The organism is Brevibacillus panacihumi (assembly GCF_003710985.1).
GTDB lineage: Bacteria > Bacillota > Bacilli > Brevibacillales > Brevibacillaceae > Brevibacillus > Brevibacillus panacihumi.
The window spans coordinates 187,510-207,025 of sequence record NZ_RHHT01000003.1 but is presented as its reverse complement, the minus strand read 5'-3'; the positions used below and the strand labels follow the sequence as shown (position 1 = coordinate 207,025).

Below are 19,516 nucleotides of genomic sequence, written 5' to 3'. Positions count from 1 at the left end.
CCTCCCCATTGTAGAATAGTCTGTCAATTTTGGAAAGGTCGCCAGTCCAGTTTTCCTTTTGCCAACTAGCCTTTCAGCGGTTTGATCGCCTTTTCTCCCAGTGTCAAGGCCACATACAGAACCGGAATCACCAGCAGCGAAAAAGGCAGCGTCTCTCCGATCATCGACCAGCTGATCCATCCTTCCGCAAGCAAGCGGTAATAGGTGTACACGCTGTAAGGAAGTACCAGTACTACTGCTGTGACGACGCCAGGGGTGTAGGTGCGAAACAGCAGGCTTTGTCCGATATGGGTAAAGACATGCAGAAAAAGAACGTGCAGGCAGACCAGGAAGAAAGTCAAGTACGTGCCCGCTTGCCAGGTCAGAACCGTCAGGAGGACAGCGGCAGACAATACCGCAAAGATGCAGGTGACTGCCACCGAGAACTGGGCGGTGCTCATGGACAGCATCGGCTGAAACGTCTTTTGCGCAAAAGCGGGTATGCTTCGAGCAAGCCGTTCGCGATGGCGAATCAGCCAGTTTTCCACGACGATGATCTCTTCCAGGTCATGCAGGACAAACACGATCAGGAGCATCCAGATTACATGCGTCAATTCCATGCTTGCTTTCCCCTTTCTATCGATTCTTGGGATGTGTGGAACGTTACGGCGAAACGATGCCGCTTGCCAGCAGTGCTGTGGCATGGTCTGCCAATTCCTCTGCCGTCATCTCTCCCGTCAGCAAAAAACGCTCTGTCAGCCGATACAAGACCGCTACCATGGCTTCGGAAGCGACTTCTGGCGACAGCTCCGGGCGCACATGTCCGGCATTCTGGTTGGTGCGCAGATTTTCCGCTACGAGCTTCGCCATTTGCCGATGCAATAGCTCCCCTTCCTGCGCGGCAGCCAGAAACACCTGCGTCAGCCTGGGACTTGCGCCAAAAAACCGGAAGAGTCCAAGGAGATTCTCCCTGATTTTCGGCACGGTCATCTCCTTGGGGAGCGGCGTCACCTGCCTGCCGGCATCCGCCAGCACCCGCAACTCCGTGAAAAATGCATCCCGAAGCTCTCCGTAGACAGCTTCCTTGCTGGGAAAGTAGAGATAAAAGGCTGCTTGGGTCAGGCCAGCCCGCTTCACAATATCGCTGACCCGCGTACGGTCGTAGCCATTGTTCGCGAACTCCTCTGCTGCCGCTTCCAAAAGACGCTTACGGCTTTGCTCCCCTTTTTCCGTTCTCGCTCTGTTCATGGCATTCACCTCAAAACTAACTCACAAGTTATATAACTTACAAGTTAGTTTAGCACCTTCCAATGTTTTTACACAAGAGGCACTTGCTTTTTTGAGAATGACTCTGTAGAATAATCGATCAAAGGAAGATTGCACAGCGATGAGGAAGAAGAGTAGGCATTTGACGAGGCTTCAGAGAGCTGATGGGTGGTGCGAATCAGCGTCGAGTGAATGTTGAATGGGCTTCCGAGCTCCAAACCGAACCCGCCTTTTTACAAAAAGCGGCGCGTAGGCTTTGGCGTAACGTCCGTACGTTACCAGCGGACACCGTATCGATCTCGGGTACGGAACAAAGTGATTTTGCGCATGTTTTTGTCATGTGCAAAATAAAAAGGGTGGCACCACGGTTCATTCGTCCCTGTCCAGGGCGGATGGACCTTTTTTGCGTTCATTTGCAAGCAATCAAGCGTGGAAAAATGAAAGGAGCATGATCTAGATGAAAACGATTTTTTCCGGGATTCAACCAAGCGGCATCCTGACTTTGGGCAACTATTTGGGGGCGATGAAGCATTTTGTCCCTCTGCAGGACGAATTCAACTGCTACTACTGCATCGTCGACCTGCATGCGATCACCGTGCCGCAAGACCCTGCTGTCCTGAAGCAGAACGTTCGCCGTCTGGCAGCTTTGTACCTGGCTGTCGGACTCGATCCGAACAAGGTGACGCTGTTCATCCAATCCGAGGTGCCCGCTCACGCCAAGCTGGGCTGGATCATGCTTTGCACCTCCTACCTCGGCGAGCTGGAGCGGATGACGCAGTTCAAAGACAAATCGGACGGACGCGGCGAGTCTATCCCTGGCGGACTGCTGGCGTATCCGCCGCTGATGGCAGCCGACATCCTGCTGTATGACACAGACTTCGTGCCTGTCGGCGAAGACCAGAAGCAGCATCTGGAATTGACGCGCGATCTGGCCAACCGCTTCAACAGCCGCTACGGCGAGATCTTCAAGATTCCTGATATTCGCTTGCCGGAGACAGGCGCACGCATCATGTCCCTGCAGGACGGCACCAAGAAAATGAGCAAATCGGATGCCAACCAGGGCGGCTTCATCTCCATGCTGGACGATCCGGATACGATCACGAAAAAGATCAAACGGGCGCAGACAGACTCTGACAGCCAGGTGCGCTATGATAAAGACGAGAAGCCTGCCGTGTCCAACCTGATGACCATCTACTCGCTTTGCTCCGGCAAATCGTTGGAAGAGATCCAGGCCATGTACGAAGGAAAAGGCTACGGCGCGTTTAAAACGGATCTGGCGGAAGTCGTCGTCGAGACACTGCGTCCGATTCAGGAGCGCTACGAGCAGCTTTTCCACACTTCCGAGCTGGATGATATCCTGTCGGCGGGAGCTCAGAAGGCCAATGAAGCTGCTAACCGGATGCTGCATAAAGTCGAGCAGGCAATGGGCATGGCGCGGGTGTAATTCCTGCAACCCGCTGGCTGGTTAGTGAAAAGCGCTAGGAATGGGGCTTGGGGGAGGAGAAGAAGATTTCCGGTCTCCGCTCCGTTCTGCGTCCGCAAGGGGCGGGGACTGTCCACTGCGCAGCGAGTGACGGGGAATCGCAAAAGCAGCGGACGCTTCGAAGTGATGCAGGGTTGCGATTCTTTTGCCCGCCACTCGCCGCTCCGCTGGGTCGGACTCCGCAATGAGCTCGTCCGGAAATCTTCTTCTCCCAGTCGCCAGCGTGTTACAGGAAAAAATAATAATAATAAACGAGGGAGTTCCTCAGGTAGCAATTCAACCTGGGAACCCCCTCTTTTTCATTCCTCCGGGACCTTCATGCTCCTAGCAATATACAGCACTGGCGTAGACGCGGCAGAGACGACGAATTTGATCAGGTAGGTGGTCAAAAGAATCTCGGCCCAGACGCCGAAGGGATAGAGTCCCCAAAAGGCGATGGTACAAAACGTCAGGGAATCGAGCAACTGGCTGATCATGGTGCTGCCGTTGTTGCGAATCCACAATTGATTGGGGTGCGGGCATTTTTTCTTCAGCCAGGTGTAGATTTTCACGTCGACGAATTGGCTGAGCAGATAGGCGCACAAGCTGCCCAAGGCCAGCTGCGGCATCAATCCGAACAAGGCTTCCAGCGACGGCTGGGCTATATCTGTCTCCGTAGGGTCAAAAAGAATGACCAGCTGCATGATGATCGTCGTTGCGATCAGGGTGAAAAAACCGAACCAGACGGCTTTTTTCGCTGCCTTCTCACCGTATTTTTCATTGAGAAGATCGCTTGTCAGGTAAATCGACGCATAGATCGTATTGCCAAGCGTCATCACGAGTCCAAACATTTCAATGGTCTTCACGACCTGGATGTTGGCGAGAACGGTAGCCACCCCGACCCACGCATAGAGACCCATTCGGCCAAACATGCGGTAGCAAAGAAGAAATAGTCCAAAGTTGACGAGTGCAAACAGCACTCCGAGCGATAAATTGTACATCGGGTAAAACGGCCTCCTGGCTTAGCTCACAAAAGCTGTAGAATCTGCACCCCTGATGCGGGCATGCTGTCATTCTACGGTTTTTCCCTTTCCTTGGCAAACTCTTTCACACGATGCTTTTCATCGGCATGAAAAAACCCCGGTGCGCAGGCACAGGGGTACGTCCGTTACATGGAAAAGGCTATCTTGAAACTCCCTACTTGTTTTTCGCATACAGCCAATTGTAGTAGCTGGCATGCTTCATCTCATCCGTCATGATTACAAAAATCGTATCGCGGTACTGTTCGGGGATGTTGAGATAAATGATCCGGTACTTTTCAAACGCCTTCAATTCTCCCATCAACGCTTTTTCGATCCCGTCCAGATAACTCTGCGGCTGTTGAAATGCTTCCCTCTCCGGCATCTCAGGTGGGCGTTGGCCAGTCAACTCCGTGTAGATTTGACGGAACCAGCGATTATGCTTTCGTTCGTCATCCCGGATGCTTGTAATGACTTGTTTGTCCTGATCGCTTGGAGCCACACTCAGCAAGTAGTCGTAAAACAACTCGTCATGCCGCTCATCTGCGATCGATTCCTGGATCAGTCGCAGGATAAGCTGCATGCCTTCTTCATCCTGTGTTTCCGCTACAGGCAGATACGGATTCGGATACGCGTAAGGATCATAGCCTACGTATGCAAAGGGAGGGTACCATACTGGGTTCATAGACATTCTCAGTTTCTCCTTTGCTCTTTTTCCGTCATAGGATATGCGCCCGAGAGGCTTTTTGAGCCTATCCTCGGCATATTAGTGGCGATGTGCTGGCGCCATGACGGAACTGTGCAAGCGGATGGATAAACGTGATGCAAGCAGAAGCTTTTCCTTTGCCAACTGGCTGAGCGTGGCCGATACTGTCTCCCGACTGGAACCGACCATATTGGCAATTTCCTGATGACTCAATGGAATCGACAATCGCCAGTATGTTCCTTCTTGATAACCAAAACGGCTGCACATTTGCACCAGCAACAGCAATACTCGCTCTCTCACCGAATCGAGAGCAAGGCTCTCCATGCGCTGCTCCAAATTTTCCAGACGTTCAGCCATCCGTGCAAGCATCTGCCGCAAAACGAATGGAGAATGCTGGAAATCATTGCTGGCGTGATCACTGCTGCCCCAAATCTTCAAGATTGTATCTTGCAGTGCCTCTATATAGATGCCGCGGGTGGTTCCGAATGACAGGCTGTCAACATGACCAAATACATCCCCTTCCCCCAATAATTCCACCGTAAACATTTTGCCATCTTCCTTGAGCCGATAGAAACGCAAAATTCCCTTCATGATGACATACACACCTGATCGGTGGACCTCAGGTGTCTGAAACAAGCTTTGCCTCGGAACTACGATCACTTCCGCGTTTTTCAAGGCCGAACGATGCTCTTGCAAGCCGACCACCCTTTTCAACAATTATCTAGTTATCTATACATTTATTCATTTCATTTTATTTGTCAATCCCTCTCAGCGTATTTCCTGACAATCGACACAGGCTGAAACGGTAGAAAAACGTAAAAAAACAGACGTCCGTTCCGCCTCCTCGCTGCGATAACTTACGCCTGTTTTGCTGGCTCCCTCAGTACCAAAATACCGGATAATGCCGAGCCTTATGCAGATTATTGAATACGATTGCTACTCCTACCACTGCTACCGCCCCAATCAATACAGGGCTGAAAAGATAGTCCCACCCGCAGCCCGCCACCATGACTACGATAGGATCCGCCCCAGCAGGAGGATGTGTGGTTTTGGTCACATGCATCAAAGCAATCGCAAGCCCAACCCCCAAGGCAACCAGCCATATCGAATTCCCGCCTAGCTGATAAAGCAGAATCCCCACCAGGCTGGAGATAAAATGCCCTCCGATAATATTGCGCGGCTGTGACAACGGTGCGTCCCATAACACAAAAGCGAGGACGCAGCTCGCCCCAAACGGCGCCATCAGCCAGAGAACGGTTGTCATTTCCGTCAGTAAACCCAGAAGCCCAATCGTCAACATGCCCCCTGCCCCCGCAAAAAGCGCGACTGAGCCCGATACCTTCAACGGCGACCTTTTTCCTGTGCCGCTCATCTTTTTTACATACGTCTGCAAACCTGACCATTGCATCATAACTCCCCCTCCCGGACCTATCGTAGCGCCATTTTCCCCCTCCTTCTGTAAGCCATCCTACAGAAGAAACGAAAAAAGCACATAGCCAGTTACCTAGGCATTTAGTACAATGAGGGCAAAACCTTCGAACAAGAGGCGATTGACATGAAACATAGCGCATCTGCCCCGATCCGGATCAGTGCTGATTTTCCATTACCGATCCATGTCCAGATCAAGGATCAGCTCAAAATGCTGATCGGGCTTGGCATGCTTCAGCCGGGAGATTCTCTCCCCCCTGCCGGACAACTTGCAGAGCAACTACAGGTTAACCGCAATACGGTCAATGCCGTCTATACCCAGCTTCGTGATGAAGGGCTTGTCCTCATGCAAAAAGGGCGCGGAACGGCCGTTGCCTCGAATCAGCAAGTCACAGCCTTTCGCATCCGCCAGCAACCGCTTTATGAGCAAGCGCGCCATCTGCTGACAGAGGCGAGCGACCGCGGACTGCCGCTCGACGAACTGCTTTTGGCCTGCTTTGCCTATCGTCAGTTGTTTTCCCTGCAATCAAAGCATGAACCCGTCTGGTTGCTGGTCGAGTGCAAAGGACATGACCATCTTTTTTATCGCCAAGAGGTGGAGCGACTCTTTGGCATACAACTGCGTGTGGCCTTTCTGGACGATCCGGAATCATCCGTTTTGGAGGCTATGAAAGAGGCGGACGGGATCATCTCGACGCTCAATCATGCAGATGAGGTCAAAACCCTGGCCGCACAGATCGATAAATCAGTCTTGACCATTGGCGCAACACTTGAACCCGCTGCGCTCCTGCAAATCGCCCGCCTTAACCCGCAAAGCACTGTGGCCTTCGTCTGTCTCGGGAAAAACGGCGGTGAATGGATGCTGCGAAAAGTGGCCGAGGCCGGCATCGATCATATGAACAGCATTCCCGTCGGCATCGGGCAAACGGACCTGCTGCAACAACTCATCCATTCCGCCGATTACCTCTACGCCTCTGCCGCTGTCTATGAACAAGTGCAACAATTGGCGCCAGAAAAAACCAGGCTGTATCCGATGGTCCTGGAGCAAAGCAGCCTGTCTCTGCTCCAGGATGTTCGAGCCTCCCTTCACTCATGAAAAAGACCGTCTGTACGAGGAATCCTCCCCTTGCACAGACGGTCTTCTTTACTCTGCTTTCGTTCCCAAAATCGCACTGATCCTCTTCCTCATCTCCTGCGGATCTTTGTACTCAAAACAATCCAAGCCGATTTCCCCAAGGGTCCGCAAAGGCTCCTCCCGTCAAGCCAGCACAGGCAGGATCAAATTCAATAAAAACAAGCCGGCGATCACGTACAACAGGGCTGGCACTTCCCGTCTTTTCCCCAAAGCCAGCTTCAGCAGCGGATACGCAACGAAGCCGAACGCGATGCCATCCACAATGCTGTAGGACAAAGGAATGATCGCAATGATCAAAAACGCAGGGAAGCCCTCGCTGAAATCCTTCAGGTTGATCTTCTCCACATTTTGCAGCATCAGCGCACCGATAATGATCAGCACAGGCGCAATCGCTCCGTCAGGAATCAGTCGAACCACCGGCAAGAGCCCAAGCGACAGCAGCAGCAAGGCTCCCGTCACCAGTGGCGCCATGCCTGTCCTCCCGCCTGCGGCAATCAGCGCAGCGCTCTCAGCGGTCGCAACCGTCGGGCTGGTTCCCATCACACCGGAGAGAGCAGCAGATACAGCGTTCGCTTGCAATGAGCGGCGAAATTTCTGGGGCTTTTCAATCATTGTGGTATAGCCGTGAATCAAGCCGATATTTTCAAACACGATCACCATGGCCAGCGAAAAAGTCGCGATCCAGAACGTCAGGTTCCCGATCCCGGCGAAGGAGAAGCCAGCGAATACCTCTCCGTACTCCGCCAGGGAAAACGAGCCTCCTGATCCCGGCTCCACTACCCCGAGCAGGATTCCCAGACCCGTCCCTGCCCCAATCCCGATTAAAAAATTGCCCGGAACATTGCGGACAAACAGGATCAGCGTAATAATCAACGTCACAATCGTCACGATTACAGCCGGGCTGGACAAGTCTCCCAACGCCACGATAGTTGTAGGATTGGTGACAATCAATCCGCCTTTTTGCAGCCCGATGAACGTCAGGAACAATCCGATCCCGACTGTTATGGCTTCCTTCAGCGAAGCCGGTATCGCATTGGAGATAAGCTGTGCTGCTCGTGTAAAGGCAATGGCGCTAAAGATCAGACCCGAGACGAGAACAGCCGCCAGCGCCTCTTGCCAGCTGAGCCCCATCGAATGACATAACGTATAGGTAAAGAGCGCGTTAATCCCCATTCCGGGCACCAAAATAATCGGGGCATTGGCCCAAAATGCCATCAGGATCGCGCCCACAAAGGCAGTCAGGACTGTTGCCAGAATCCCCGCAGCAAGCGGTATTCCTGCGTCCTCAAGAATCGATGCGTTTACGGCAATGATGTAGACAACGGTGATAAAGCCGACTCCTCCGGCCATGAGCTCCCGTCGAAACGTCGTGTCGCAAGCGCGTAAGTGAAAGACTTTTTCTAGCCACGTACGCACAGGTTGTTCCCTTCTTTCTTTTCCATATGAAGCTTCGGAACTATGCTATCATAGCCTTATCAATATGAAAAATATCCGTTACATCTATCTTTCATATCATTTTCATATGGTTATTGGAAAGGAGAACTGCATCGTGGATATTCGCCAACTGCGCTATTTTATTGCCATCGCCGAGGAGGGACAGATCACGGCAGCCGCCAAGCGCCTGAACATGGCTCAGCCGCCGCTCAGCCAACAGCTGAAGCAGATGGAGGAAGAACTGGGGACTCCTCTCGTGGAGCGCTCGGGAAAACGCATCGAGCTGACCGAAGCAGGCCACTCCTTGTACAAGCAGGCGATCAACATCGTCCATCAGATGGAGGAAGCCATCGCCGAAGTGAAAGAGACGGGCGAAGGCATCCGCGGCACCCTCTCCATCGGTGTGAGCGCCCTGTCTGCCTATTTCCTGCCTGAACAAATCCGGCTGTTTCAGCAAAAATACCCGTTGATCGCCTACAAGGTGTGGAAGGGGGATACCCAGCTTCTGACACAGTGGCTGGAGCGAAGAGTGATCGAGGTCGCTGTCGTCAGGCTCCCCCACTCCCTCCCGAACTGCACGACGATTCCCATGGAGGAAGAACCGTTTGTCTTGATCGTTCCTAACGCCACCTCCTATGCAACGGCTGACCAGATCCACATGAGCGAAATCGCCGCGCTGCCCTTGATCATGCCGAGCACGCCGGGCTTGGGCATTTACGATCTGCTCGTCAAGGAGTTCGAGCGGCTGGGAGCAGCTCCGCACGTCATCTGCGAGTGCCCCGACATCTCCCTGACAGTCAATCTGGTGGCGGCACAAGTCGGCTGCTCCATTGTTCCGCGCTCGGCCTGGGAGACCCACCGCAACGAACAGATACGCGGGATCGAGATTAGCGGAACCTCGATTCAGTCCGCTGCCGCTGTCGTCTGGCAGTCGGGACGCCATTTGTCCAAGGCAGCCAAGCGCTTTATCGGGATGTTTTCGTAGACTACTCCCTCCGCTCCGAGCTCACTTCAATCCCGTTTCGCAGGAAGAGTGCGGCAGTGAGCCCTACACCCTGCACTTTTTTACCCGTAAAGGTGCCGTCGTAGATGAATGAGCTTCCACAGGAGGGACTGTTTTCTTTTAAAATGGCGGATGTCACACCGGCTGTCTGAGCGATTTTCAATGCTTGATGAGCGCCAGCCAAAAAATATCGGTTACATCATTGCCCTGGTTGTCCACGATTTTGGCCCTTCCATCCAGGACATCAAAGCCATCGCCTCCGACAATCTCGGCTGGCGGGCGCGGGGTTGGCAGACCGCCCAGCTGCTCGGGACAAACAGGAATGGCTTTTCCCTGGCTCAGCAGCTGCTCTCCTAGATGAGTACGGCAGGATTTCTGATCGTAGCGGCATTCACAGCCAATCAAACAGGCACTTATCAATTTCATTTTAGTCCTCCCTGTACAACAAAAGCAGGAGTCGCCCCCTGCTTCGTCGTCTTATTATGTTCTACAGCCTGCGCAGCTTCACGCGCTGCACGCTGTGGTCTTGTCCCTTTTCGAGAATCAGACGCGCACGCACGCGAGTCGGCAGGATATTTTTTCGCAGGTTGATTTCATTAATTTCCTTCCAGATGCCTGTCGCGACCTCGACCGCTTCCTCGTCTGAAAGGCTTGCGTAGCGGCGGAAATACGACGCCGGATTGGAGAAGGCCGTCTGGCGCAGCACCTTGAACCGCTCCACGTACCATTGGAAAATATCTTGTTCCTTCGCATCCACATAGATGGAGAAATCGAAGAAATCAGACACGAACAGCTCTGACAGGCTCTTATCCCTGGGGGGCTGCAAGACGTTCAATCCCTCTACAATCAAAATATCCGGCTGTCTTACCGTCTGCCACTGGTCCGGCACGATGTCATAGACCAGATGAGAGTAGACAGGAGCGGATACTTCCGGCTCTCCTGATTTGATTTCCGATAAAAAATGCAGGAAGCGGCGCAAATCGTAGCTTTCGGGAAAGCCTTTGCGCTTCATGATCCCTCGCTCTTCCAACACGCGATTGGGATAGAGAAAACCGTCCGTCGTCACCAGCTCCACTTTGGGGTGGTTCGGCCAGCGGGAGAGCAGTGTCTGCAAAATACGCGCCGTCGTGCTTTTTCCGACGGCTACACTCCCGGCAATTCCAATGATGAAAGGAACCTTGGCATCCTGAATTCCCAAAAACGTATGCGTAGCTTGATGCAGCTCCTGTGTCGCCCCTACGTGCAGATTCAACAATCGGGAGAGTGGCAAATAAACTTCTGAGACCTCGTCCATCGAGATCTTCTCGTTGACGCCCTGCAAACAGGCCAGCTCATCATCCGATATGGTCAGCGGCGTAGAAGCCCGCAGAGACTTCCATTGCTCGCGGTTAAAGGTTACGTATGGTGATGCCATGAAAGTGTACATCCTTTCCATCTTGAAAGTGCTTTCTCCGGTCACACTGCTAGTTTACACCAGTAGCCCCCGCATGGGAATAATGTTGGTGCAATTCGTTTTGGGCAATTTAGCGATTCCACGTAAAAATATCCCACACAACATTGCAAGTAAGCAAACTAATAATCGTACGGGATTTAAAAGTTCAATAAATACGCTTCGAGCCGGTATTCATGTTTATGCTAAAATATTACTTTATATATAAAAAAAGGAAGGTGTTGATAAAATTGAAACAGCATAACATGTTAAAAATTGCTTTGAGTTGTATTCTTTTAACCGCCTGCTCTGCAAATGAAGAAGTGACTGAAAAAGCCGCGATAGATGCCTTACAACTTGATGAAAAAACATTCGAAAAACTACGTGATATTACTCAGACAGCGAAAAAAGATTCTGAAGCTAATGGTTATGAAGTAATTATGGTATCGCTTCCTCAGCCAGCAACGATATATAAGGATGGAAAACCGCAGGGGGCATATTTAGTTAATGTAGCTTCAAAATCGAAAAGTGAACAAAAGAAAGATATAACTTTGTTGTATTATTATTCAGTCAATAAAGAAATGATGGTGAGAATACCATTGGGAGAGGTAGACGAAGAATTTGAGAAAAATAAATACCATCCCAAAGGTATCGCATTTTGATGAAAATGCAGGAAGCAGTTATTTCGCAAAAGGTAAAAAAACATAAACTAGTCAATCAAATTGAGAGGAGCTGACCACGCCCGAATGACGGATCAGCTCCTCTTCCGTTACTGCCTATTTCCCCGCAAAAGCCTGCAGCATCCAGACATGCTTCTCCAGACTGCCGATCATCCCGGTCAGCATGTCTGCGGTAGCTTCGTCGTCCTCCGCCTCCGCTGCGGCAATTCCTTCATTCAGTTCTTTGATCAAGGTTTGGAAATCGCTAACAGTAGCCTGCACCATCTGTTCCGCAGACTCTCCGCCCGCTGCCTCCTTGATGGAGGACTGCTCCAGACAGGCCTTCATGGTCGAGACAGGCTTTCCTCCCTTGGCCAGCATACGCTCAGCCAGTTCATCCACATATTTCGCGGCTTCGTTGTACAGTTCTTCGTACTTGGCGTGCAGGGTGAAAAAGTTGGAGCCTTTCACATACCAGTGATAGTGGTGCAGCTTGATAAACAGCACAGACCAGTTCGCAACCTGCTTATTCAAGACCTCGGTGACAGGACGGCTCATCGTGATGCTCATACTACGGCTCTCTTCCTTTCATGGAAAAATCTCATGGCGTCTGTAGTGTTCCCGCTGGGAGCCGCATCCTATTCGCGATCACGCTTTGCCGTCACCTTCTCTATCGCTGCTCATTCTCCTTCAGGTAAACCAGTGTATTTAAAGCCTGCATCGCAGCACCTACCGCCAGACTGCGTTCATCGAGATCAAAATTTGGATGATGGACCGGATAGACGCACCCCGTCTCTTCGTTTCGTACACCCAGGTGGAAAAAGGCACCGGGGACATTCTCGGCGAAGTAGGCAAAATCCTCTACCCCCATGTTGGGCAGTTCATTGATCCGCACATGCTGTTCGCCAAGCAGCTCCTCGCCGTTTCGTTTTACCAGATCCACCAATGCATCATCATTGATCAGGGACGTATAGCCTTCCTCATACGTGACTTCCGCTTCGCCTCCGAGAGCGCGGGCAGTCAATGCGGCCACTTCTTGTATTCTTTCCTTCACCTGTTCGCGCACGCTTGGCTCCAGCGTCCGGATCGTTCCGGTCAGCTTGACCTCCTGTGCCAGGATATTGTTCGCTGTGCCTCCGGAAATCATCCCGATCGTGATGACCGCCGCTCTGCGCGGATCGACGTTGCGGCTGACGATTGTCTGCAGGGCGGTGATGACATGCGCCGCGATGACGATGGCGTCGCGCCCGCTGTGCGGATAGGCGCCATGACCGTTTTCACCGCGTACGATGATGCTCAAATCATCAGAAGAGGCGTTCATCTGACCGTATTTGACTCCGATATGTCCTGCCGGAATATCGCTGGATACATGCAAGCCAAAGACAGCATCCACTTTGGGATTCTCCAGCACGCCTTCCTTGATCATCGGCAAAGCGCCGCCGACCGTCTCCTCTGCCGGTTGGAAAAAGAGCTTTACATTTCCCGCCAGCTCCGCTTTGTAATGGTTCAGAATGCGCGCAGCCCCGAGCAAACAGGTCATATGCGCGTCATGGCCGCAAGCGTGCATTTTTCCGGGGATTTTCGAGCGGTATTCCCGGTCCTCTGCTTCCAGGATCGGCAGCGCATCCATATCTCCACGCAGAGCGACCGTCGCTCCCGGGCGTCCTCCCTGGATCAATCCGACGATGCCCGTTCCTGCCGACTTGGTGTAGGGGATGCCCATTTCGTCCAAGTATCGCATGACTTGCTCCTGTGTGCGGAACTCCTCAAGCCCGATCTCCGGATACTGGTGAAAATCTCGGCGGACTTCAATCAGCCACGGCAAAATCTCCTGTGCTTGCTGCCAAACCTGCTCTTTTCCTACTTGACTCATCTCGTTACACTCTCCTCTATGGTAAGTTTTCCGGCTGTGGCATCCAGCGTCGCTTCTACTCCGAACGGCAACGCCATGTTTACAGCGCCATGTCCGATCTGAATGTTCCAAATCGTCGGCTTCTCGTAAGGAACGACAATGTTCCGAACCACATCCCAGACCGAGAAGCCTTCCCGCTTTTTCGGCTCGCAATTGGTCCAGGTCCCGAGAATCACTCCGGCGCAATCCTCGAACACACCTCCCAGAGCCAGTTGCGTCAGCATGCGATCCACACGGTACGGCTCCTCGTCAATTTCTTCGAGGAACAACAGCTTGCCGCGGGTATCCAATTGGTAAGGCGTCCCCATCAAGGCGGCGACTAACGTCAAATTGCCGCCAACTACGGGACCGCTGGCACAGCCCTCCACCATGCAGACAATCTCTTCCCCTGGGGGATTGATCAGATCGCCCAAAGGTTCTGGCTCGGACAGCGCACGTATCAGATACGATTTGGACCAGTCGTCCAAGCCGTGGGCCAGATCGGAGGCTGCCATCGGTCCATGCAGGGTCGCCAGATTGGCGTTTTGCCCAAATACCGTATGTAAAGCCGTGATGTCGCTGTAGCCGACGAACAGCTTCGGATTTTGCGCGATGCAGTCGTAATCGAGCAACGGCAGGATTTGCGGCGCGCCGTATCCTCCGCGCAGACACAAAATTCCGTCAACTTCATCGTCAGCGAACATGGCATTCAGTCCATCCGCCCGCTGCTCGGGGGTACCTGCCAGATACCCCCCGTAGCTTTGCTTGCAGGTCTCCCCGACTTTTACCTTGTATCCCAGCGCCTCCACCTCGGCGATCGCCTTTGGCAACAGCTCCTGATCGACAGGGCTGGATGTCGCGATGATCCCGATGGTATCTCCTGCTCGCCATGCTCTTCCCTTGTTCATCTCTCTCATTCCCCTTTTTCCTCCAGATAGGCCCACTTCAGATCAATTTTGCTGAGCGGATCGATTCGCACTCCTTTTAGCTTATCACTTTGTACCCAGGCATTGACATCACTGAATATCCCCGTCAGCGGCATTTCTTCCATCAGCAAAGCCTCCGCATCCAGCAGGATTTGCTTGCGTTTTTCCTTGTCTGTCTCTACGTACGACTTGCGGATCAGTTCCGCATACACTGGATTGTGCCATCGCGTAATATTGGACGAGCTGTATTTCTCCACGAATTTTTGCAGGAAGTCGACCGGATCGTTCGTATCCGCCGTCCAGCTTGATCGGGTGATCGCGAACTTGCCTTGTTCCTGATCATCCAGAACGACTTTTGTCTCCTTGCTCTGCAGCTTTACCTCAACGCCCAGCACCTTTTTCCAGGTGGCCTGCAGGGTGAGCGCAATCGCTTTGTTGCGGTCGGAGATGTTGTATAGATAGGTAATTTCCGGTAGTTTCGTGATTCCCAGCTCTTTCATGCCCTCTTCCAGGAGCTTCTTCGCTTCCTCTGGCTGATTGTCGGCAAAAAATCCTTCCGGCCGCAAGCTGGCGGTGATCGGTGTAATGCCCATCAAGGGTGTTTGTCCCGCCTGTCCGATATGCCGGGCAATTTCCTGCCGGTTGATCGCGTAGGCGAACGCTTTGCGGATCTTGGCGTTCGTAAACGGCTCCCGCTCCGTGTTGAAGCGGATATAATACGAGGTCGCCTTGGGCTTTGTCCGCAGCTTGCCTTCCTTCATGAGCGGCTCGATCGCGTCAATCGGAAGCCCGCTGATCGGATTGCCGGCCCAATCAAGTTCGCCTTTGTCAAACATGGAAAGCTCGGTGCTGGCATCTGCGATCATGAAAATCTCCACCCGCTCCAGCTTGACCGCTTCCTGCTCCCAATACGACCTGTTTTTCACCAGCACGATTTTATTCCTGTGCTCCCACTGCTCCAGCTTGAACGGACCATTGCTGACGAGTGTCTTCGGGTCCGTCGCCCACTGTGGATTGGCCTGCGCCACATTTTTATTCACCGCAGGAAGAAAGGAGACCATCGTCGGGAAAAAAGGAATCGGGTTTTCCAAAACAACCTGGAGGGTCTTGTCGTCGAGAGCCTTCACGCCGACGTCTTCGCTTCGGGCTTTGCCTGCCGAAAAAGCTTGGGCGTTTTTGATGCTGTAGTAGTTGTAGGCAGCCGGGGAGCCTGTTTTCGGATCGAGCGCATGCTTCCAGGTGTATTCGAAATCATGGGCGGTAACCGGGTCGCCGTTGGACCATTTGGCATCCCTCAAGGTAAAGGTATAGGTCCTCTTGTCAGGTGACAGCTTCATGTCGGAGGCAAGAGACAGGACGGGATTTCCGTCTTCATCCAGTCGAGTCAGGCTGTCGTAGAGCTGGCGGATCAGGGCACCCGAGACTGTATCCTCGGCGAATATCGGATTGAGCGTCGCCGGCTCCTCCATGTTTAGCCGCAAGATTTGCGCCCGGGAATGGGAGGCTGCAGCGAGCTTTTCCTGTGCGGTTGAGAGAGCTGGTTGCGAGGCGAAGGCACTCCCTGCGCTGCCAACGGCGGACAGTACGCTGCTTGCCAACAGGAAGGCGCTTACATAAGAGAAAAGGAATTTTGTCACGACCTTGCACGCACTCCTTTTAGTCTTGGTCAAATCAAGCTGCCAGTCTAAAAGAGTTCCTCTTCCTCCCGCCTTCTATTCAAGATCAGCCGCCGAGTGTTCCTACCCCTTCCTGGGTGCGAGTACATAACGATTCGTCGGCCTTCCTACTCCACCGTACATGACTGCAAGCTTTACATGCTCTGCCTTGACCAGGTAGTCGAGATACCGTCTGGCTGTTACTCGGGCGATTCCCACTCGCTCCGCCACTTCCTCTGCCGAAAGGGCTTCTGCAGTTGCGCCTAATTGTCGCACGATTTGTCCCAGTGTGACGGCATGAAGTCCTTTCGGCAGGCTGTCCAACGCGATTGTTTGGTCTTTTGACTGTTCCGTCCATTTGCGAAACAACAGTTGATCCACTTCTGACTGCGATACCATGCCTTCCCGTCTTAGCTGACTCCGAAACTCCCGGTAGTTTTCCAATGCCTGCCGGATACGCTCAAATTGAAAGGGCTTGATAATAAAATCCATGGCACCGTAACGAAGCATCGTCTGGATCGTCTGCTTGTCATTGGCCGCTGTTATGACGATCACATCCACCGTCTCCGTACCGGCGCGAAGCTGCGTCAAGGTCTTGATCCCGTCTTGCACGGGCATAAATACATCGATAACAACCAGATCAGGCTGAAGTTCGCGGACCATCTCCACCCCTTCCACGCCATTATTCGCCACCCCGACCACCTGGAAAGGAGAGACGCGCTCGATAAACGAGCGGTTGATTTCCTGGACCATCGGGTCGTCTTCAATGACTACTACACGAATAGATTCAAGATTCATGCATTCACCTCCTTCATCGGAAATGTGATCAGAAAGCTCGCACCTTCGCCAGGAGACGACGTGCAGACCAGTTCGCCTCCTCCTTTGTGAATCAGCTGATTGACGAGATGCAGGCCAAGTCCGAGATGCTCTCCATCCTTGGTGGAGTAGCCCCGCTCCAGCATGTTCCTGCGCGTCGTTTCATCCATGCCGATGCCATTGTCCTCCACCAATATGGAGCAGATTTCGTCATCCTGCTCGATACTGATTGTTACTTCCTTGTCCGTCCGCGTAGAACTCTCCAGAGAGTCAAACGCATTTTCAATCAAGTTGCCCAGGATCAGCACGAAGTTGTGATGGTCCATCCATGGCGGGAAACGCTTCAAGCAGCTCATCCGGTCAATGACCACGCGTATGCCAAGCTCTTTGCCGCGGCTTACTTTACCCATCAAGAGGCCGGCTACACTCTCGTCCTCGATCGCAGCCGTGACAAAGGAGGTCAGCTCTTCTTGCTGTTCGTTCACCTCCAAGAGATAAGCAAGGGCTTTTTCGTTCTGGTTGAGTTGGAGCAGCCCGGCAATCGTATGAAGCTTGTTCATATGTTCATGATTTTGCACACGCAACGCGCTGACGAATTCTTTCACACCCGTCAGTTCTTCGGCGATCCGGGAAACCTCGGTCCGGTCCTGAAAAATGGCGAGGGCCCCCACTATTTTTTCGTCTACCCGGATCAAAAAGCGATTGGACCACAGCAGGGCATTTCCAACATGAATTTCCGTATTCAGGAAATTTTCACGCAACTCCAGCACCTCGGGCAGGCGGGTATCGTGCAAAACAGAGCGAATGGGTTTGCCCAATACCTCTCCTTCGATCCCAAAGATTTTTTTGGCCCTGTCGTTGAAAATGGTGATTCTCTCCTGCGTGTCGATCGCAATGACGCCTTCATGCATCGCGTGAAAGGTAGCTGTGCGCTCCACCAGAATCCGCGCTATTTCCTCCGGCTCCAGATCAAGCATCTGTTTTTTCATATGGCGTGCCAGCAAGTAGGAGCCCCATACTCCGAAAAGAAGCGACAACAGGAAGGTCGCCGCGATGTTATGCTTCTCCTCCTGCACGATCTCCCAGACACTCGGCATCACTCTTCCGACGACTACGACGCCCACCTGCTGATGCAGCCCGTCCATGATCGGTACATACGCGCGCAGGGCGGTGCCTAGCTCCCCCCTTACCTTATGCAGGTAGGAATGCTCTGCAAAGGCTGCTTCGACCCCTTTATCCTGGAATACTGTTCCGACGCGCTGGTCCAGGGGATCCGAGTAGCGTACGCGATCCTTGTTTAAAACGACGATATACGTTACATCATTGACAATTCTCATTCTGTGAACCGACTCGCTGATCGCTACCCACCCGTTCGGCTCCTGGACGCCCTGCTGAACCAATGGAATCTCCGCCACTGTCCGGGCTATCGTCATCAGTCGTTGTCCAAGCTGCGTTTCCGTCATGCGAATAATGCCGCCCACCATGATCAGACTGCTGATGATGAGAGAGAACAGGACAATCCCGACGGAGAGCAGGGTGATCTTCCACTTTATTTTTAGATGTTTGAACAAAAAGCTCTTCCTTTCCGCAAGTGTTGCCTGCTACCATATATTTTGTTACAGCTTGTCCGGCAAATCAACGCAAGATCATGGAGGTGATCGTCGATGAAGTCCTGGATCAGCATTTCCCTGATCATCCTGCTTGGACTGGCGAGCGCTCTTCTCATCGGCTTCGGCCCTGATTATTTTTCCATCGGGGAATCGGATATTGACGGGGAACAGGAAGGGCTCTCAGAACAAATTATCATTAAATTCAGTCATGTCGTAGCAGAGTACACGCCGAAAGGTCTGGCGGTGGATCGCTTTGCGCAGCTGGTGAAGGAAAAAACGGACGGCAAGGTGGAAGTCCAGGTTTTCCCCAATAGCATCCTGCATTCCGAGCAAACCGAGATTCCTGCCTTGATCAGCGGCGAGATCCAGATGATCGCCCCTGCATACTCCCACCTCTCCGGTACGATTCCGCAGTGGTCCGTCCTGGAGCTGCCCTATGTCTATCAAGAAGTGGAGACCGCCTTTCAGGGAAAGATCGGAGAAATCCTCTTTTCAACCTTGGAAAAGTCCGGCATGAAGGGGCTGGCCTTCTGGAGCAGCGGTTTCAAGCAGGTGACAGCGAATCAGCCACTCATCCTGCCGACGGATTTTCAGGGGCAACGCATCCGCATTATTCCCAGCAAGGTGCTGGACACCCATTACCGGACTCTCGGGGCGATTCCCGTCGGTTCTTCGTTCGGCGACCTCTACATCTTGTTGGCCACAGGCAAGGTAGATGGCGAGGAGAACACTATCTCCAATCTGTATACCAAACGCTTGTACGAAGTCCAAAAGCATCTGACGGTCAGCAACCACAATTTTTTGGGATATGCGGTGATCGTAAACGAACCGTTTTGGAAGGAGCTTCCTGACCACCTGAAGCAAGCCATCGAAGAAGCGCTGAAGGAAGCGACGGCCTTCAACAATCAACTGTCTGTGGAAATGAATGCGCAGCAGTTGGACGAGCTGCTCACGAAGGAATTGATGCAAACGCACATCCAGACGGAGGAGGAGCGGGCGGCTTGGCGTCAGGCTTTGCAGCCAGTCTATGACTCGTTTGCCCCTCAAATCGGCCCTGAGCTGATGCAGGAAATCGAGAAGCTTCACCTTGCGCGGTGA

Annotated in this window: 19 protein-coding genes, 1 pseudogene and 1 other annotated feature; of the genes and pseudogenes, 5 read left to right on the top strand and 15 right to left on the bottom strand. The window is 52.7% G+C overall.

Features of this window, described 5'->3' with window-relative positions; genetic code table 11:
* Window positions 1-65: 65 nt before the first annotated feature.
* Complete coding sequence (locus EDM58_RS03830) at window positions 66-599, bottom strand: HXXEE domain-containing protein (RefSeq protein WP_122912161.1); 534 nt, start codon at window positions 597-599, stop codon at window positions 66-68.
* 43 nt (window positions 600-642) lie between these two features.
* On the bottom strand, window positions 643-1,227 hold the full coding sequence (locus EDM58_RS03825) for a TetR/AcrR family transcriptional regulator (RefSeq protein WP_122912160.1): 585 nt from the start codon (window positions 1,225-1,227) through the stop codon (window positions 643-645).
* A gap of 130 nt (window positions 1,228-1,357) precedes the next feature.
* Window positions 1,358-1,629, top strand: a binding site (T-box leader).
* A gap of 73 nt (window positions 1,630-1,702) precedes the next feature.
* On the opposite strand from EDM58_RS03825, the gene trpS reads away from it, so the two are divergent.
* Window positions 1,703-2,689, top strand: coding sequence for a tryptophan--tRNA ligase (trpS, locus tag EDM58_RS03820; RefSeq protein ID WP_122912159.1), 987 nt, complete (start codon window positions 1,703-1,705; stop codon window positions 2,687-2,689).
* A gap of 338 nt (window positions 2,690-3,027) precedes the next feature.
* Here the strand turns inward: trpS and EDM58_RS03815 are convergent, their stop codons facing one another.
* The 4 genes from EDM58_RS03815 to EDM58_RS03800 all read right to left on the bottom strand — a co-directional run bounded on the left by EDM58_RS03815 (window position 3,028) and on the right by EDM58_RS03800 (window position 5,843).
* Window positions 3,028-3,708 (bottom strand): queuosine precursor transporter, encoded by a 681-nt coding sequence (locus tag EDM58_RS03815; RefSeq protein ID WP_122912158.1) that lies wholly within the window; start codon window positions 3,706-3,708, stop codon window positions 3,028-3,030.
* Between the two features lie 196 nt (window positions 3,709-3,904).
* On the bottom strand, window positions 3,905-4,417 hold the full coding sequence (locus tag EDM58_RS03810; protein ID WP_246000529.1) for a ferritin family protein: 513 nt from the start codon (window positions 4,415-4,417) through the stop codon (window positions 3,905-3,907).
* A 75-nt stretch (window positions 4,418-4,492) separates the two neighbouring features.
* Window positions 4,493-5,128 carry a Crp/Fnr family transcriptional regulator gene (locus EDM58_RS03805; protein ID WP_246000527.1) on the bottom strand — a complete coding sequence of 212 codons (636 nt, stop codon included), beginning with the start codon at window positions 5,126-5,128 and terminating at the stop codon, window positions 4,493-4,495.
* A 184-nt stretch (window positions 5,129-5,312) separates the two neighbouring features.
* Entirely contained in the window at window positions 5,313-5,843 is a 531-nt protein-coding gene (locus tag EDM58_RS03800; protein ID WP_122912157.1) for an HPP family protein, read from the bottom strand.
* A gap of 144 nt (window positions 5,844-5,987) precedes the next feature.
* On the opposite strand from EDM58_RS03800, the gene EDM58_RS03795 reads away from it, so the two are divergent.
* Window positions 5,988-6,956, top strand: a complete 969-nt coding sequence (locus tag EDM58_RS03795) for a GntR family transcriptional regulator (RefSeq protein ID WP_122912156.1) — start codon at window positions 5,988-5,990, stop codon at window positions 6,954-6,956.
* Between the two features lie 162 nt (window positions 6,957-7,118).
* On the opposite strand, the gene EDM58_RS03790 is transcribed toward EDM58_RS03795, so the two are convergent.
* Window positions 7,119-8,411: an NCS2 family permease gene (locus EDM58_RS03790; RefSeq protein ID WP_122912155.1), complete on the bottom strand. Its 1,293-nt coding sequence runs from the start codon at window positions 8,409-8,411 to the stop codon at window positions 7,119-7,121.
* A gap of 133 nt (window positions 8,412-8,544) precedes the next feature.
* On the opposite strand from EDM58_RS03790, the gene EDM58_RS03785 reads away from it, so the two are divergent.
* Entirely contained in the window at window positions 8,545-9,414 is an 870-nt protein-coding gene (locus EDM58_RS03785; RefSeq protein ID WP_122912154.1) for a LysR family transcriptional regulator, read from the top strand.
* Between the two features lies 1 nt (window position 9,415).
* Here the strand turns inward: EDM58_RS03785 and EDM58_RS03780 are convergent.
* Window positions 9,416-9,858: pseudogene (locus EDM58_RS03780) on the bottom strand (2-thiouracil desulfurase family protein).
* Window positions 9,859-9,919: 61 nt separating this feature from the next.
* The gene (coaA, locus tag EDM58_RS03775; RefSeq protein ID WP_122912153.1) at window positions 9,920-10,846 is read right to left on the bottom strand and encodes a type I pantothenate kinase; all 927 of its coding nucleotides are present in this window, start codon (window positions 10,844-10,846) and stop codon (window positions 9,920-9,922) included.
* Window positions 10,847-11,112: 266 nt separating this feature from the next.
* Here coaA and EDM58_RS03770 point away from each other — a divergent pair, with 266 nt between their 5' ends.
* Window positions 11,113-11,523 (top strand): hypothetical protein, encoded by a 411-nt coding sequence (locus EDM58_RS03770; RefSeq protein WP_148039302.1) that lies wholly within the window; start codon window positions 11,113-11,115, stop codon window positions 11,521-11,523.
* Window positions 11,524-11,637: 114 nt separating this feature from the next.
* On the opposite strand, the gene EDM58_RS03765 is transcribed toward EDM58_RS03770, so the two are convergent.
* The 6 genes from EDM58_RS03765 to EDM58_RS03740 all read right to left on the bottom strand — a co-directional run bounded on the left by EDM58_RS03765 (window position 11,638) and on the right by EDM58_RS03740 (window position 18,379).
* Complete coding sequence (locus EDM58_RS03765) at window positions 11,638-12,090, bottom strand: Dps family protein (RefSeq protein WP_183187408.1); 453 nt, start codon at window positions 12,088-12,090, stop codon at window positions 11,638-11,640.
* Window positions 12,091-12,190: 100 nt separating this feature from the next.
* A complete protein-coding gene (locus EDM58_RS03760) occupies window positions 12,191-13,393 on the bottom strand; it encodes a M20 metallopeptidase family protein (protein ID WP_122912151.1) in 1,203 nt (400 codons plus the stop codon).
* Window positions 13,390-14,319, bottom strand: a complete 930-nt coding sequence (locus EDM58_RS03755; RefSeq protein ID WP_122912194.1) for a S66 peptidase family protein — start codon at window positions 14,317-14,319, stop codon at window positions 13,390-13,392. The genes EDM58_RS03760 and EDM58_RS03755 overlap by 4 nt, the downstream gene beginning before the upstream one ends.
* A 5-nt stretch (window positions 14,320-14,324) precedes the next feature.
* A complete protein-coding gene (locus tag EDM58_RS03750; protein WP_122912150.1) occupies window positions 14,325-15,974 on the bottom strand; it encodes a peptide ABC transporter substrate-binding protein in 1,650 nt (549 codons plus the stop codon).
* 102 nt (window positions 15,975-16,076) lie between these two features.
* Entirely contained in the window at window positions 16,077-16,790 is a 714-nt protein-coding gene (locus tag EDM58_RS03745) for a response regulator (protein ID WP_122912149.1), read from the bottom strand.
* Complete coding sequence (locus tag EDM58_RS03740) at window positions 16,787-18,379, bottom strand: ATP-binding protein (protein ID WP_425455599.1); 1,593 nt, start codon at window positions 18,377-18,379, stop codon at window positions 16,787-16,789. The genes EDM58_RS03745 and EDM58_RS03740 overlap by 4 nt, the downstream gene beginning before the upstream one ends.
* Window positions 18,380-18,472: 93 nt before the next feature.
* Between EDM58_RS03740 and EDM58_RS03735 the strand changes: the two genes are divergently transcribed.
* Complete coding sequence (locus EDM58_RS03735) at window positions 18,473-19,516, top strand: DctP family TRAP transporter solute-binding subunit (protein WP_122912148.1); 1,044 nt, start codon at window positions 18,473-18,475, stop codon at window positions 19,514-19,516.

Bases quoted from the DNA above. Each gene is read 5' to 3' on its own strand.
- EDM58_RS03830 (WP_122912161.1), bottom strand. From the start codon at position 599: ATGGAATTGACGCATGTAATCTGGATGCTCCTGATCGTGTTTGTCCTG.
- EDM58_RS03825 (WP_122912160.1), bottom strand. From the start codon at position 1,227: ATGAACAGAGCGAGAACGGAAAAAGGGGAGCAAAGCCGTAAGCGTCTT.
- trpS (WP_122912159.1), top strand. From the start codon at position 1,703: ATGAAAACGATTTTTTCCGGGATTCAACCAAGCGGCATCCTGACTTTG.
- EDM58_RS03815 (WP_122912158.1), bottom strand. From the start codon at position 3,708: ATGTACAATTTATCGCTCGGAGTGCTGTTTGCACTCGTCAACTTTGGA.
- EDM58_RS03810 (WP_246000529.1), bottom strand. From the start codon at position 4,417: ATGTCTATGAACCCAGTATGGTACCCTCCCTTTGCATACGTAGGCTAT.
- EDM58_RS03800 (WP_122912157.1), bottom strand. From the start codon at position 5,843: ATGATGCAATGGTCAGGTTTGCAGACGTATGTAAAAAAGATGAGCGGC.
- EDM58_RS03795 (WP_122912156.1), top strand. From the start codon at position 5,988: ATGAAACATAGCGCATCTGCCCCGATCCGGATCAGTGCTGATTTTCCA.
- coaA (WP_122912153.1), bottom strand. From the start codon at position 10,846: ATGGCATCACCATACGTAACCTTTAACCGCGAGCAATGGAAGTCTCTG.
- EDM58_RS03765 (WP_183187408.1), bottom strand. From the start codon at position 12,090: ATGAGCATCACGATGAGCCGTCCTGTCACCGAGGTCTTGAATAAGCAG.
- EDM58_RS03760 (WP_122912151.1), bottom strand. From the start codon at position 13,393: ATGAGTCAAGTAGGAAAAGAGCAGGTTTGGCAGCAAGCACAGGAGATT.
- EDM58_RS03755 (WP_122912194.1), bottom strand. From the start codon at position 14,319: ATGAACAAGGGAAGAGCATGGCGAGCAGGAGATACCATCGGGATCATC.
- EDM58_RS03745 (WP_122912149.1), bottom strand. From the start codon at position 16,790: ATGAATCTTGAATCTATTCGTGTAGTAGTCATTGAAGACGACCCGATG.
- EDM58_RS03735 (WP_122912148.1), top strand. From the start codon at position 18,473: ATGAAGTCCTGGATCAGCATTTCCCTGATCATCCTGCTTGGACTGGCG.